Below are 13,604 nucleotides of genomic sequence, written 5' to 3' on the forward strand. Positions count from 1 at the left end.
CATCGACCACAGGATGCGGCGGTGCACCGGCTTGAGGCCGTCGCGGGCGTCGGGCAGCGCCCGGGAGTGGATGACCGAGAAGGCGTACTCCAGGTAGGAGTCGGACACCTCGGTGACCAGCGGGTTGTCGAAGACCCGCGCGCCGGCCTGGTCGAAGGCGGACAGGTCCACCTTGGCGCGGTCGTCCTTACGGCGTGCCATCGTTCAGCTCTCTTCCGGGGATACGGCGGCCACGGTGCTCATGCGTCGATCGCGTCGCGGTCGACCCGGTCGGAGGAGTCGATCAGCCAGTTGCGGCGCGGCTCGACCTTCTCGCCCATCAGCAGTTCGAGGATGCGCTCGGCGGCGTCGACGTCGTCGAGGGTGATCCGGCGGACCGCCCGGGTGGCCGGGTTCATCGTGGTCTCCCACAACTCGTCGGCGTCCATCTCACCGAGGCCCTTGAAGCGCGGGATCGGGGTGACGATCTGCCGGCCGGCCTTCTCCAGCTTGCGGACCGTCGCCTCCATCTCGGCCTGGGTGTAGGTGTAGGTGGTCTGTGGGCTGCGCCCCTTCGTGGTGATCTTGTGCAGGGGCGGCATCGCGGCGTAGAGCCGGCCGGCCTCGATCAGTGGGCGCATGTAGCGGGCGAACAGGGTGATCAGCAGGGTCCGGATGTGCGCGCCGTCCACGTCGGCGTCCGCCATGATCAGCACCCGGCCGTAGCGCAACGAGGACAGGTCGAAGGTGCGTCCCGAGCCGGCCCCGAGCACCTGCACGATCGCCGCGCACTCGGCGTTGTCGAGCACCTGCTGGAGGTTCGCCTTCTGCACGTTGAGGATCTTCCCGCGGATCGGCAGCAGCGCCTGATACTCGGCAGAACGGGCAAGTCGCCCTGTTCCGAGGGCGCTGTCGCCTTCCACGATGAACAATTCACTTCTGTCGATGCCTGCGGCGCGGCAGTCGACGAGCTTGGCGGGCATCGACGCGCCCTCCAGGGCGGTCTTGCGCCGGGCGGCGTCCTTCTGCTGCTTCTGGGTCAGCCGGACCCGGGCCGCGTCGACGATCTTCTGGAGCACCGTGCGCGCCTCGGCCTTGCTGCGCCGGTCCTCCAGCCAGGCCTTGACGTGCTGCTCGACCAGGGTCTGGAGCACCTTGGTGATGCCGGCGGTGGAGAGCTCGTCCTTGGTCTGCGAGGTGAACTGCGGCTCGGGGATGCGCACGTGCACCACCGCCGTCATCCCCTCCAGGACGTCGTCCAGGGTGGGCGGGTCCTCCTTGGGCTTGAGCAGGCCCCGGGTGTTGCGGACGGCGTCGGCCAGGGTCCGGGTCAGCGCCCGCTCGAAGCCCCGGCGGTGGGTGCCGCCGTGGGCGTTGCGGATGGTGTTGGTGAAGCACTCGACGGTGCGCTCGTAGCCGGTGCCCCAGCGGAAGGCGATCTCGACCTCGGCCCGGCGCTGCACGTTGGACTGCATCACGCCGTTGGCGTCGGCGGCGTTCTCCCGGTACGTCCCCTCGCCGGTGACCAGCAGGGTGCCGGAGACGGGCCGGTCACCGGCCGGCGCCAGGAACTCGACCATGTCGGTGAGCCCGTTGGGGTAGTGGAAGCGCTCCTCGACCGGCTCCTCGGCGGTCTCGTCGCGCAGCCGGTAGTCGACCCCGGGGACCAGGAAGGCGGTGTTGCGCAGCTTCATCCGGACGGCCTCGACGTCGAGGCGCGCGCCGGTCTCGAAGTAGCGGGCGTCGTGCCAGTAGCGGATCGAGGTGCCGGTGCGCTGGCCCCGCTTCATCGACCCGACGACCTGCAGGCCGGGGCCGGGGGTGAACGGGGCGTCCGGGCCGTCGCCGGCGAAGACGCCGGGGACGCCGTGCCGGAAGGACATGGCGTGCACCTTGCCGCCGCGCCGGACGGTCACGTCGAAGCGGCGGGACAGCGCGTTGACGGCGGAGGCGCCCACCCCGTGCAGGCCGCCCGAGGTCTTGTAGCCGGAGCCACCGAACTTGCCGCCGGCGTGCAGCCGGGTGAGCACCAGCTCGACCCCGGAGATGCCGGACTTGGCGTGCACGTCGGTGGGGATGCCCCGGCCGTCGTCGTCGACCTGCACCGAGCCGTCGGCGCGCAGGATCACCTCGACCGTGGTGGCGTGACCGGCGACACCCTCGTCGGTGGAGTTGTCGAGGATCTCGTTGACGAGGTGACCCACGCCACGACTGTCGGTCGAGCCGATGTACATGCCGGGACGCTTGCGGACGGCGTCCAGGCCCTCCAGGTGGGTGAGGTCGTCTGCCCCGTAGAGGGTCTCAGGCTGTGCGGTCAACTGGTCGTACTCCCCGGTCTCGGCGGTGTGGTGCCGCTCACCGTCTCGATCTCCACGCGCGGCGTGCCGCAGCGAGCGTAGCCCTACGCCCTGACAGCGCCGTGCAGCCCCACGTCGGACGGCGGGTGCGCGTCCGCCGGGGGCAACGCCGCCGGGGGTCGGGGCCTTCCCGGGCGGGGTGCCCGACGGGCCGGAAACGACCGTTTCCACCATTGGACGATCATGTTAAGAGGCATTGACGTCCATCTCGCCAAGTGATCTGATCCGGCCCGGAAGGATCTTTCACATTTCCATGGACAGATGGGGGACGTCATGTCCAGGTTCCACCGTAGCGCCCTCGCGGCGCTGCTCACCGTCGCCACGGCCGCCCTGCCGGTCGCCGTCGGCTCCGCCGCACCGGCCGCCGCCGCCCTGCCCACCGCCGCCGTCGCCCTCGGCGACAGCTTCATCAGCGGCGAGGGTGCCGGGGCGTACTCGGCGGTGACCGACGTCAACGGGGTCGCCCAGCCGTTCCCGGGCTGGTCGGCACCGAACAACAACGCCTACTTCTGCCACCGATCACCCAACGCCTCGCTGTTCAAGGCGGACCTGCCGGGGATCGCCGACCGGTTCAACCTGGCCTGCTCCGGCGGCCAGCCGTACGACATCGCCAACGCCTCGGCCAGCCGCGCCAAGGGCCGCCAGGTCGCCGCCCAGCTCGACCAGTTGCGCGCGGTCGGGCAGACCCACGACATCGACCTGGTGCTGATCGGCCTCGGCTCGAACAACAGCTCGTTCACCTTCGGCACCGTCGCCGAGAAGTGCGCGAACCGGTTCATCGCCGACGCCTGGACCGGGTGGTGGGAGTTCTGGGCGTACCTGGGCGGGCCGGTGGAACAGAAGCCCTGCACGGACGCCGACCTGGCCACCTCCGCCCAGGTCGCCGCCGCGACGGCGGAGACCACGGCGGCGGTTCGGCAGATCCTGACCACGCTGGACCAGATCGACGCCGACGGCCAGCACCGGATCGTCTTCCAGGACTACACCAACCCGCTGCCGCCGGAGCTGGCCTCGACCTACTGGGAGGAGGACAGCCGGGACGACACCCGGGACAAGTTCCGTGACCTGGGGGCCGAGCGGTACGCCGCCGGTTGCCCGATCCACCGGGCCAGTCTCGCCCCCGGCCAGCGCTTCTCGCAGGGCCTGGGCACGCTGGTGAACTCGGTCCGCAGCACGCTGTCCGCCGAGTTCCCCGCCGCCGACCTGGTCTACCTCAACGTGCAGCGGGCCTTCGACGGCGCCCGGCTGTGCGAGTCGGCGGGCAGCCCCGGCAACGCGCTGGCCACCCCGATCCGGCTCCAGGACGGCACCTCGGGGGTCTTCGTGACCAGCCTGTCCGGCTACGACAAGCTGGACATCCAGCGGATCGCGAACACCTGCGGGACGTACTTCCAGACCTGCCAGGAGTCCTGGCACCCGAGCGCGGCCGGGCACCAGGTGCTGGGTCGGTGCCTGAGCGGCGCGGCGGCGACCGGCGCCCGCGCGGTCTCCTGCGTCCGCTCGCCGGACGGGACGATCCAGGTCAGCTGAAGCGGCGGCCGGTGGGGTGACCGTCCGGGTCGCCCCGCCGGTCGACCGGTCCGCGTCCGCCGGTCCCGTTCAGGTCTGCGCCGGGGTGCGGGCCGCCGGGCCGGACGCGGGAGTGAGCAGCAGGGCCGCCGCCGGGCCGTCGGCCAGTTCCGCCAGGGGCATCTCGTCGAGTACGGCGAGGAAGGCGGCCTGGGCGCGGCGGAGCTGGACCCGCAGGCGGCAGCCGGCGCGCAGGGCGCAGCCGGTCTCCTCGCAGGAGACCACCTCCCCCTCCCCCTCGAAGGCGCGCACGACCCGGCCGACGGTGATCCGTTCGGCCCCCTCGGCGAACGCCACCCCGCCGGAGCGGCCCCGGACGGTGAACAGCACCCCGATGCGCTGGAGCCGCTGGACCACCTTGGCCACGTGGCTGCGGGGCAGGTCCAGCCGTTCGGCCAACTCGTCGACGGTGGTGCGGGTCGAGGCGGGGGCGGTGAGCATGGCGATCCGCAGGGCCATGTCCGTCGACAGGTTGAGCTTCACGATCCGACCCTAGCCAGCGCCCCTGGTGGCGAACAGGGGCCGGGCGGCGGTGGCCGGCACGCCGACGGGCCCGGGACTTTCGGCCCTAAGAGGACTTTCAAATTCCTGTTTGAGTGGTCTCCGGTACCCATCTGGAGGAGGAGCCGTGCTCTCGGAGTCGTCAGCCGCCGTCGTCACCGCCACCCTGCCCGTGGTCCGGGCCCACGCCGACCGGATCACCGGCCGGTTCTACGCCCGGATGTTCGCCGCCCATCCGGAACTGCTGAACCTGTTCAACCGGGGCAACCAGGCGACCGGCCGGCAGCAGGCGGCGCTGGCCGCCTCGGTCGTCGCGTACGCCGGGCACCTCACCGGCGAGGACGCGACCGGGTGGACGGCGGTGCTGGAGCGCATCGCGCACAAGCACGCCTCGCTGGGCATCGCCGCCGGCCAGTACCCGCTGGTGGGCAGGCACCTGATGGCCGCCATCGGCGAGGTGCTGGGCGCGGCGGTCACCCCGCAGGTCGCCGCCGCCTGGGACGAGGTGTACTGGCTGATGGCCTGCGAGCTGGTGGCCCGGGAGGCCCGGCTGTACGCGGCCACCGGGCTGCCCCACGGCGGGGTGGTCTGGCGCGACTGGCGGGTCACCGGGGTCACGTCGCAGGCCACCGACGTCGTCTCGGTCACCCTCGTCCCGGTCGACGGCGGTCCGGTGCCGGGCTTCGTCCCCGGCCAGTACGTCTCGGTCGCGGTGGACCTCGACGGCGGACGCGGCCGGCAGATCCGGCAGTACAGCCTCTCCGGCCGTCCCGACGCCGACCACTGGCGGATCACCGTCAAGCGGGTACGTGGCACGGCCGGCGCCCCGGACGGGTTGGTCTCCGGTTTCCTGCACGACCACGTCGGCCCCGGCGACGTCCTGCGGCTGAGCCCGCCCTTCGGCGAGGTGAGCGCGGTGGCGGGCCGGGGGCCGCTGTTGCTGGTCAGCGCCGGGATCGGGCTCACCCCGGCGATGTCGGCGCTGGCCCACCTGGCGGCGACCGCGCCGGACCGGCCGGTGGTGCTGGCCCACGCCGACCGGGACGGTGCCGCCCACGCCCACCGGGCCGACCTGGTCGAGCTGCACGCCCGGCTGCCCCGGCTGCGGCTGCGGCTGTGGTACGAGGAGATCACCGGCGACGACGCCCCGGCGCTGCCGGCCGAGGTGAGCCGGGGCCGGATCGACCCGGAGCTGATCCCGCTCTCCCCCGACGCGCACGTGCACCTGTGCGGTCCACTGCCGTTCATGAACCGGGTCCGCGGCGGTCTGCTGCGCCGGGGGGTGCCGGTGGAGCGGATCGCCTACGAGGTGTTCGGGCCCGGGATGCTGCCCGAGGTGGGCTGAGCACGGCTGGTCGCGGGGCACGCAGGGCGCTCGGACGGGCACGCAAAGTTGATGTTTACCGCTTCCGCGCTGGGCAACTGGTTCGGCATACCGGGCGGCGCGTGACGTCCGGGCACCGGTGCCGCGAGGGCGGCCGGGTGCCCGTCGCGCGCCCGGTGCGCGGGACCGGGTGATGACGCCGGCCGGAAGCCCCCGCACCGGATTCCGCCTCGCCGGTGACCGGATCACGGAGGAGGAAGCATGCGCATCGCGATGGTCTCGGGGCACGCCAGCCCGCTCGCCGTCCCCGGCGGACAGGATGCCGTGGGCCTGCACCTGCACGTCGCCGAGCAGGCGGCGGCGCTGGCCGCCGAGGGCCACGAGGTGCGGGTCTACACCCGGCGGGACGACGCCACGCTGCCCGACACGGTGCCGACCGACGCGGGGTACCAGGTGTGGCACGTGCCCGCCGGCCCCGCCCGGCCGGTGCCGGCCGAGGAACTCCTGCCCCACGTGGGCGAGTTCGGCCGCTGGCTGGCCGCGCACTGGCAGCAGGCCGACTGGCGGCCGGACGTGACGCACGCCCACTTCTGGCTGAGCGGCCTGGCGGCCGTGCACGCCGGCCGGCGCACCGACACGCCCGTGGTGTTGACGTACCACGACCTGGGCAGCACGTACCGACGCCGCCCGGGTGGCCGGGAGCCGGCCGGCCGGGGACGGATCGGCTACGAGCGGGCGCTCGGACGGGCCGTCGACCGGGTCGTCGTCCAGTCGCACGACGAACTGGGGGAACTGGTCCGGCTCGGGGTGCCCCGGGCGAAGCTGACGCTGGTGCCGTCGGGGGTGGACGAGCGGCTGTTCACCCCGACCGGTCCGGCCGCACCGCGCGCCCCGGGCCGGCCCCGGCTGCTCACCGTGGGGCCGCTGCACGAACGCCGGGGCGTACAGGACGTCGTGCGGGCGCTGCCCGGGGTGCCCGGGGCCGAGTACGTGGTGGTCGGCGGGCCGCCGGCCGGGTCGCTGGCGACCGACGACGTCGCCCGCCGGTTGACCGCGCTCGCCGGGTCCTGTGGTGTCGCCGACCGGGTCCGGCTGGTCGGCGCGGTGCCCCGCGAGGAGTTGGCGGCCTGGTACCGCTCGGCCGACGTCCTGGTCGCCGCCCCGTGGTACGAGCCGTTCGGCCGTAGCCCGCTGGAGGCGATGGCGTGCGGCGTGCCGGTGGTCGGCACGGCGGTCGGCGGGATCACCGACAGTGTGGTCGACGGGCTGACCGGGGACCTGGTGCCGCCGCGCGACCCCCGGGCGCTGGGTGCCGCGGTCCGCCGGCTGCTCGCCGACCGGGTCCGCCGCTTCGCGTACGCCACGGCGGCGTTGGACCGGGTGCGGGTGCGCTACTCCTTCCGGCACTGGGCGGAGCAGCTCGGTGGCGTCTACGCCGCGGTCAGCGGGGTCGGTCGGCTGGCTCCGGCGGCGGCCTGACCGGCCGCGACGGGCCGCCCGGGCGGCGCGCGGACCACTTATTACCGGCCGGTAGGATGGGCCGGTGAGCGGGGACGCGGAGTACACGCAGGAGTTCGTCGACGTCGACGGGGCCCGGATCGGCATCCAGGTCTATCCGGAGCCCGCCGGCACGCCCGCCGCGCCGGTGGTGCTGATCTGCCCGGCGATGGGGGTACGCGCCCGCTACTACCGCCCGTTCGCCGCCACGCTGCGCGCCGCCGGCCTCGCCGTGGTCGTCGCCGACCTGCGCGGCACCGGGGCCAGCACACCCCCGCCGTCGCGGTCCTGCCGGTACGGCTACCGCGAACTGGCCGCCGACGTCGGCGCGGTCCTCGACGCGCTCAAGTCCCGACGGGACGGCCGGCCGACGCTGCTGCTCGGGCACTCCCTCGGCGGGCAGGCGGCCCTGCTGCACCTCGCCCTGCACGGCGTCGACCAGGTCGACGGGCTGGCCCTGCTCGCCGTCGGCATGCCGTACTGGCGCGGCTACCCGGGCCTGCGCCGGTACGGCGTGCTGCCGTACAGCCAGGGGATCGCGGCGGTCGCCGGGACGCTCGGGGTCTGGCCGGGCTGGGGGTTCGGCGGCCGGCAGGCGCGCGGGGTGATCCGGGACTGGGCGCACACCGCCCGCACCGGCCGCTTCCCCACCCTCGACGGGGTGGACGGCGACGCGGCGGTGGGCCGGCTGACCCTGCCGGTGCTCGCGGTCAGCGTCGACGACGACCAGTACACCCCGCACCCGATCGTCGACCACCTCTGCACCAAGCTCACCGCCGCGCCGGTCACCCGGCACCGGTACACCTCGGCCGAGGCGGGGGCCCCGCTGGACCACTTCCGCTGGGTCCGGGCCGGCCTGCCGCTGAGCCGGCGGGTGGCCGACTTCGCGGCCGGTCTGCCCCGCCGCTGACCCCGGTGTCCGGTCCCCCGTACGCCCGATCCGGATCATCGGTGACCCGGCCGGCAGCCGGGCGCGTAGCCCCCGTCGGGACGGGTATGCCGCTGCGCCCGAACACGGTGGAGGGGGATCAGATGTCGGAACGACACACCGCACTGCGCTCGATGCACGATCTCGGCCTGGCGGCCTGGTTCGGTGGTTCCCTGATGGGGGCGCTGGGCGTGAACGGAGCGGCGGCACGGATCAGCGACTCGACCCAACGGCTTCCGGTGGCCTCGGCCGGCTGGTCGCGGTGGACGCCGGTCAACGCGGCGGCGATCGGCGCGCACCTGGCCGGCGCGGTGGGTGAGCTGGCCACCGAGAGCCCCCGGATGATGGCCCAGTCCGGGGTGGGCCGGATGAGCGCGGTGAAGACGGCGCTGACCGTCGGCGCGCTCGCGGTCACCGGGTACAGCCGGTTGGTGGGCATGAAGTTGCAGAACGCCGGCAACCCGCCGGTGTCGGGGACCACCGAGCCCAACTACCAGACGCCCGCCGAGGTGGCGCACCGGCAGCGGCAGATGAAGGTCCTCCAGTGGACCATTCCGGCGTTGACCGGGGCGTTGGTGGTGGTCACCGCGTACATGGGTGAGCAGCAGAAGCCGGGCCAGGTGTTCCGGGGGATGCTCGGGCGCGCCGGTGGGCTGATGGGCGCGCCGATGACGATGGGTCGGCTGGCCGCGACGGGGGCCCGGCGACGGATGGCGATGGCCGGCTGACCGGCGGGCCGGGACCGGCCGGTACGGGGGTCGCCGTCAGCACGGACGGCGGGCCCCGTACCGGCGCGGTCAGTGACCCGTACCGGCGCGGTCAGTGACCGACGGCCGCCGTCGTGGGAGCGACCCCGAGCAGTTCGGCCAGCCGGGCGGCGTCGCGCTGGGCCTGCCCGGCGCAGCAGTTGTTGAACAGCACGTGCAGCTCCCCGGACCGGTCGGCCAGGTCGGTGAGCAGGTCGGCCCAGCGGCGTAGTTCGTCGTCGGCGTAGGCGTACCGGAACCGGTCCTCCTTGCTGCCGTGTTCCCAGTGCGCGCTGTGGCCGTGCATCCGCACCAGCACCGGCTCGGCGGTACCGATCATGATCGGGGGCACCGAGGACGGGTGCCCCTGCGGCATGTCGACGCAGACCAGGCTGAGGTCGTGGTCGCGCAGGAAGGTCACCGTCTCGGCCGCCGCCGCACCGTCGAACCAGGACCCGTGGCGCAGCTCCACGGCGACCCGCCAGGGCCGGCACCGGTCGGCCAGTTCCGTGATCCGCCGCCGGGCGCCCTCCCCCCGCACCAGCCACGGCGGGAACTGCAACAGCACCGCGCCGAGCCGGTCGGCCGCCGCGAGCGGTGCCAGCGCCGCCCGGAACCGGGTCCACAACTCGTCGTACGTCGCCTCGGGCAGGTCCCGGCGGCGGACCCGGGACGGCCCGGTGGCCGGTCGCAGGTCCTTCGGCAGCACCTGCACCGGTGTCGGGTGTCCGGTGAAGAGGCTGAACGCCTTGACGTCGAAGGTGAAACCCGGCGGGGTGGCCGCCGCCCAGCCGCCGGTGGTCTCCGGCACCGGGATGGCGTAGTACGAGGTGTCCACCTCGACCAGCCCGAACCGCCCGGCGTACCAGCCCAGCCGCTGCGCCGGGGTGCGCACCGACCGGGGATACCAGCCGGCGCGCAGCAGCGTCTGATCCGCCCAGGACGACGTTCCCACCCTGATCGTTCCCATGTGGTCCAGTCCACCGCCCGGCGGCCGGATCGGCAACCGCAGGGGCGGACGCGGTCGGAGGCGCGGTGTGGCGGGGCGGAAAGTGTCGGGGGGTGGCCCTAGCGTGACCCTCGACGACATCGACCACGGAGGGTGGCGGATGACCACTTCGGAGCGGGTGCTCACCGGCGAGAAGGCCGACCTGTTGCAGTCCCTCGGCCAGCACCGCGGCTTCCTGCGGCACACCGTGCGCGACCTGACCGACGAGCAGGCGGCGACCCGCAGCACCGTCAGCGAGCTGTGCCTGGGCGGCCTGATCAAACACGTGACCCTGGTGGAGCACCGGTGGGCGCGGTTCATGGCCGGTGGGGCCGAGGCGATGGAGAGCGAGCCGGTCGACTGGGCCGGCATGTTCCGGATGACCGACGACGACACCCTGACCGACCTGCTCGCCCGGTACGCCGAGACGGCGGCCCGCACCGACGAGCTGGTCGCCACCCTCGACCTGGACACGGCCCACCCGTTGCCGGAGGCGCCCTGGTTCGAGCCGGGAGCGAGCTGGTCGGTGCGCCGCACGGTGCTGCACGTGATCGCGGAGACCGCCCAGCACTGCGGGCACGGCGACATCATCCGCGAGTCCATCGACGGCGCGAAGACGATGGGCTGAGCCCGGCCGGTCAGCGTGGGCGGTCGACGACGTAACGGGTCAGGCCGAGCAGGAACCGGCCGTCCTCGGTGCCGGCCCGGTCACCGAGCACGGCACGTCCCTCGGCAAGCGCCGCGTCGGCCAGTTCCCGGGCGCTGCGCCGGGCCACCTCCACACTGTCGTACGCCGTCAGCCGGCGGTGCAGCCAGCGCACGTCGGCCGCCGTCCGGTCGGCGCGGGGGGTGCCGAGGAAGGCCACCGTCCGTTCCCGTTCCCCGGCGGTGCAGCGGGCGAGGAAGTCGATGAGGATCAGGGTGCGCTTGCCCTCCCACAGGTCACCGGCGATCTCCTTGCCGTAGGCGGCGTACTCCCCCACCAGGTTCAGCACGTCGTCGGTGATCTGGAAGGCCGCGCCGAGGTACCAGCCGTAGCGGTCCAGCCGGTCGGTGCGCAGCCGCCCGCCGCCGGCCGCCAGCACCCCGGTGCGGCACGGGTAGATGCAGGTGTACCAGGACGTCTTCTTCAGGCACATCCGGTAGTAGTCGTCGGGGGTGAGATCGCAGGCGTTGTCCCTGATCCAGCCGATCTCGATGGCCTGGCCCTCCAGTGAGTGGCGCAGCATCAGCCGGGTCTGTTCGACCAGTTGCCAGGCGGTGCCGGAGCCGAGGCCGTCCCGGTTGGCCAGCAACCGGTCCAGGGCGAGCAGGTTGGTCATGTTGCCGACGTTGAGCGCCACACCGACGCCGTACGCGGCGGGCAGGGTCGGTGCGCCCCGCCGCTGTTCGCTGCCGTCCTGGATGTCGTCGTGGATGAGGAAGGCGTTGTGGAACAACTCGACGGTGGTGGCCACGTTGACCGCCGCCTCGTCCGGTTCGTCGCCGTCCCCGGCGAGCCGGCACGCGGCCAGGCAGAGCGCCGCCCGCAGCCCCTTGCCGGAGCGGCGGGGATAGTCGGCGACCAGGTCGTAGAGGTAGCGGGGGCCGCCGGTGGGCAGCTGGGCCAGCAGGGTCGCCATGGTCCGCGCCCGGTAGCGGTCCAGCACCTCCTCGACCCGGTCGTCGATGCCCGGAACGGTCATCGGCTCAGGCCACCGGGTCGGGCCCGCCGTCGGCCGCCGGGGCCCCCGGGTCCCGGTCGACGCGGACCGGGCCGGTCGGTTCGTGGCCCTGGCGGGACACCCGGTCGATCAGCCCGTTGGCCAGTTCCGGGGTGAGCCGGGCCAGGTCGAGCAGGCTGTCCAGCACGTCGTGGGCGTCGGCGGCGTAGCGGCGGGTCAGCTCGCCCCGCTCGCCGGTGATCGGCAGTTGGGCGACCACCATGTCGATCAGCGCGTGGGTGTCCCTGCGGACCCGCCCGGTCACCTCGTCGAAGGCCGCCGGGTCGACCCGCCGGTCGGCGGTGAGTTTCTCCTGGAGCCGGCGGGCGCTGTCGATGCCGGCGGACAACTCCTCCTCCAGCACGGATGCCGCTCGGGTGACGGCGGCCGACATCTCGTCGCCGAGCTGATCGAAGCGTTCGTCACGGTGGGTGTCACGTTCGGGCATGGCCCAACCTCCCTCGATGCGACCTGTCCAGCGGATTTTTACACCAGCGCATACCGACCGGTCACGTACTGTAGGGATGCCGACCCGGTTTTCGTCCCCGCCGCCCGGCTCGGGTGTGACCGGGGCCACGTCGGGCCCCGTCGGCGTGACGTCCCAACCCGCGCCGACGCTGAGGGACACGAGATGACCCGATACCGCCTGGATCAGGAAACCGCTGAGCGGCTGCTCAGCGGGGCGGTCGACGGGTCGACCGGCCCGGTCCGGCCGCTGGTGACGCTGCTGACCGCGGTGCACCCCGCCCCGGCCCGGGACGAGCTGCCCGGGGAGTCGGCGGCGATGTCGGCGTTCCGGGCCGCGCGGGCCACCCTGGCCATCCCCGTCCCCGACCGGCCCGCGGATCCGGCCCGAGACCCGGACGGGCCGGTGGACGGCAACGACCCCGGGCCGGATCACCCGCCGGGACCCGGCTGCCCACCCACGACCGGTGACCGCAACGACCGACGGCCGCCGACCCACGACCGATGACCGAGACGGCCGCGGCCGGTGTGGTCGGCCGGACGCGGCCCTCCAGGTCGGTGCCGGCCAGGCCGCCGGGCCCACGACCGGGGACCGCTGGCGCGTGACCTGCGGCCGGTGGCCCGGCCACGGCCGGGGGCGGCGACGGCGGGGCTGGTAGCTTGCGCCGATGACTCTGCGGCGTCGACGCCTGGCGGTGGCCTTCCGGCTGGCGATCGTGATCGGTGTGCTGGCCGGGATCGTGCTCACCGCCCTGGGCCCGGCCACCGTCACCGGGCTGCTGCCGTACTTCACCATCCAGAGCAACCTGGCGGTCGGGCTCTTCGCCGGCTACGCCGCCTGGCAGGCCGCGCGACGTCGACCCGAACCGCCGTCGGCGCTCAAGGGCGCGGTGACCCTCTACGTCACCATCACCGGCGTGGTCTACCACCTGGTGCTGGCGAACCCGGCCAGCCCGTTCGCGATGACCCAGCCCGACCGGGCGCTCGGCGAGGCGGTGGGCAACCAACTCCTGCACACCGTCGTTCCGCTGCTCGCCGTCGCCGACTGGACGCTGTTCGACCCGCGCGGCCGGCTACGCCCCCGGTACGCCCTCTGGTGGCTGGCGTTCCCGCTGGCATACCTGGGGTTCGCCCTGGTACGTGGGCTGATCGTGCACCGCTACCCGTACCCGTTCATCGACGCCGGGCAGCTCGGCTACGACGGCGTCGCGGTCAGCGCGGTCTTCTTCGCCGTCGCCTTCTGGCTGCTCGGCCTGCTCTTCGTGGGCGTCGACCGGGCCCTGTCCCGGTGGGTCACCCACCCGCCCGCCGACCCGGACGCCCCGGTGCAACCGGCACCGCCGGCCGGGCGGTCAGCGTAGCCGGGGACGACGCCCCGGGCGGACGGCCGACCGGTCCCGGCCGTACGCGTCGGCCCGGCCCCACCCGCCGGGCACGTCCAGCCGTACGATCCGGCCGAAACCGGCGGGCAGGGCCGGGTTCACCAGCAGGTAGTCCCCCCAGGGCCGTAGCCCGACGAGGGTGCCGAGCAGCATCAGCACGGCGCC

Annotated in this window: 15 protein-coding genes; 8 read left to right on the forward strand and 7 right to left on the reverse strand. The window is 73.8% G+C overall.

Annotated features, from left to right (window positions below; genetic code table 11):
- Together ACOJTC_RS30165 and ACOJTC_RS30170 are read right to left on the reverse strand one after the other, a co-directional pair.
- Window positions 1-201, reverse strand: a 201-nt coding sequence (locus ACOJTC_RS30165) for a DNA gyrase subunit A (protein WP_420119422.1), incomplete at its 3' end; no start/stop codon positions are given.
- A gap of 38 nt (window positions 202-239) precedes the next feature.
- Window positions 240-2,297 carry a DNA gyrase/topoisomerase IV subunit B gene (locus ACOJTC_RS30170; protein ID WP_420119423.1) on the reverse strand — a complete coding sequence of 686 codons (2,058 nt, stop codon included), beginning with the start codon at window positions 2,295-2,297 and terminating at the stop codon, window positions 240-242.
- A gap of 312 nt (window positions 2,298-2,609) precedes the next feature.
- Between ACOJTC_RS30170 and ACOJTC_RS30175 the strand changes: the two genes are divergently transcribed.
- Window positions 2,610-3,866, forward strand: coding sequence for a hypothetical protein (locus ACOJTC_RS30175; RefSeq protein WP_204927999.1), 1,257 nt, complete (start codon window positions 2,610-2,612; stop codon window positions 3,864-3,866).
- A gap of 69 nt (window positions 3,867-3,935) precedes the next feature.
- On the opposite strand, the gene ACOJTC_RS30180 is transcribed toward ACOJTC_RS30175, so the two are convergent.
- Window positions 3,936-4,388, reverse strand: a complete 453-nt coding sequence (locus ACOJTC_RS30180; RefSeq protein WP_357932966.1) for an RrF2 family transcriptional regulator — start codon at window positions 4,386-4,388, stop codon at window positions 3,936-3,938.
- Between the two features lie 145 nt (window positions 4,389-4,533).
- Between ACOJTC_RS30180 and ACOJTC_RS30185 the strand changes: the two genes are divergently transcribed.
- From ACOJTC_RS30185 to ACOJTC_RS30200, 4 genes are all read left to right on the forward strand, one after another.
- Window positions 4,534-5,751, forward strand: coding sequence for a globin domain-containing protein (locus ACOJTC_RS30185; RefSeq protein WP_420119424.1), 1,218 nt, complete (start codon window positions 4,534-4,536; stop codon window positions 5,749-5,751).
- A gap of 240 nt (window positions 5,752-5,991) precedes the next feature.
- Window positions 5,992-7,209 carry a glycosyltransferase gene (locus tag ACOJTC_RS30190; protein WP_420119425.1) on the forward strand — a complete coding sequence of 406 codons (1,218 nt, stop codon included), beginning with the start codon at window positions 5,992-5,994 and terminating at the stop codon, window positions 7,207-7,209.
- A gap of 64 nt (window positions 7,210-7,273) precedes the next feature.
- Window positions 7,274-8,137 carry an alpha/beta fold hydrolase gene (locus ACOJTC_RS30195; RefSeq protein WP_420119426.1) on the forward strand — a complete coding sequence of 288 codons (864 nt, stop codon included), beginning with the start codon at window positions 7,274-7,276 and terminating at the stop codon, window positions 8,135-8,137.
- Window positions 8,138-8,259: 122 nt separating this feature from the next.
- Window positions 8,260-8,883, forward strand: a complete 624-nt coding sequence (locus ACOJTC_RS30200; RefSeq protein ID WP_088647384.1) for a hypothetical protein — start codon at window positions 8,260-8,262, stop codon at window positions 8,881-8,883.
- Window positions 8,884-8,974: 91 nt separating this feature from the next.
- Here ACOJTC_RS30200 and ACOJTC_RS30205 read toward each other — a convergent pair whose 3' ends face one another.
- Window positions 8,975-9,871: a DUF72 domain-containing protein gene (locus ACOJTC_RS30205; protein WP_420119427.1), complete on the reverse strand. Its 897-nt coding sequence runs from the start codon at window positions 9,869-9,871 to the stop codon at window positions 8,975-8,977.
- 139 nt (window positions 9,872-10,010) lie between these two features.
- Between ACOJTC_RS30205 and ACOJTC_RS30210 the strand changes: the two genes are divergently transcribed.
- On the forward strand, window positions 10,011-10,517 hold the full coding sequence (locus ACOJTC_RS30210; protein WP_420119428.1) for a DinB family protein: 507 nt from the start codon (window positions 10,011-10,013) through the stop codon (window positions 10,515-10,517).
- A gap of 10 nt (window positions 10,518-10,527) precedes the next feature.
- Here ACOJTC_RS30210 and ACOJTC_RS30215 read toward each other — a convergent pair whose 3' ends face one another.
- Entirely contained in the window at window positions 10,528-11,574 is a 1,047-nt protein-coding gene (locus ACOJTC_RS30215) for a polyprenyl synthetase family protein (protein ID WP_204928006.1), read from the reverse strand.
- A gap of 4 nt (window positions 11,575-11,578) precedes the next feature.
- Window positions 11,579-12,040 (reverse strand): hypothetical protein, encoded by a 462-nt coding sequence (locus ACOJTC_RS30220; protein ID WP_420119429.1) that lies wholly within the window; start codon window positions 12,038-12,040, stop codon window positions 11,579-11,581.
- 183 nt (window positions 12,041-12,223) lie between these two features.
- Between ACOJTC_RS30220 and ACOJTC_RS30225 the strand changes: the two genes are divergently transcribed.
- The gene (locus ACOJTC_RS30225; protein ID WP_420119430.1) at window positions 12,224-12,565 is read left to right on the forward strand and encodes a hypothetical protein; all 342 of its coding nucleotides are present in this window, start codon (window positions 12,224-12,226) and stop codon (window positions 12,563-12,565) included.
- A 160-nt stretch (window positions 12,566-12,725) separates the two neighbouring features.
- The gene (locus tag ACOJTC_RS30230; RefSeq protein WP_420119431.1) at window positions 12,726-13,418 is read left to right on the forward strand and encodes a Pr6Pr family membrane protein; all 693 of its coding nucleotides are present in this window, start codon (window positions 12,726-12,728) and stop codon (window positions 13,416-13,418) included.
- On the opposite strand, the gene ACOJTC_RS30235 is transcribed toward ACOJTC_RS30230, so the two are convergent.
- Window positions 13,410-13,604: hypothetical protein (locus ACOJTC_RS30235; protein WP_420119432.1), on the reverse strand; the 195-nt coding region annotated here is incomplete at its 5' end. The two genes, ACOJTC_RS30230 and ACOJTC_RS30235, sit on opposite strands and share 9 nt — an antisense overlap.

The sequence above is a fragment of the Micromonospora sp. genome, assembly GCF_048594385.1.
Lineage (GTDB): Bacteria > Actinomycetota > Actinomycetes > Mycobacteriales > Micromonosporaceae > Micromonospora > Micromonospora wenchangensis.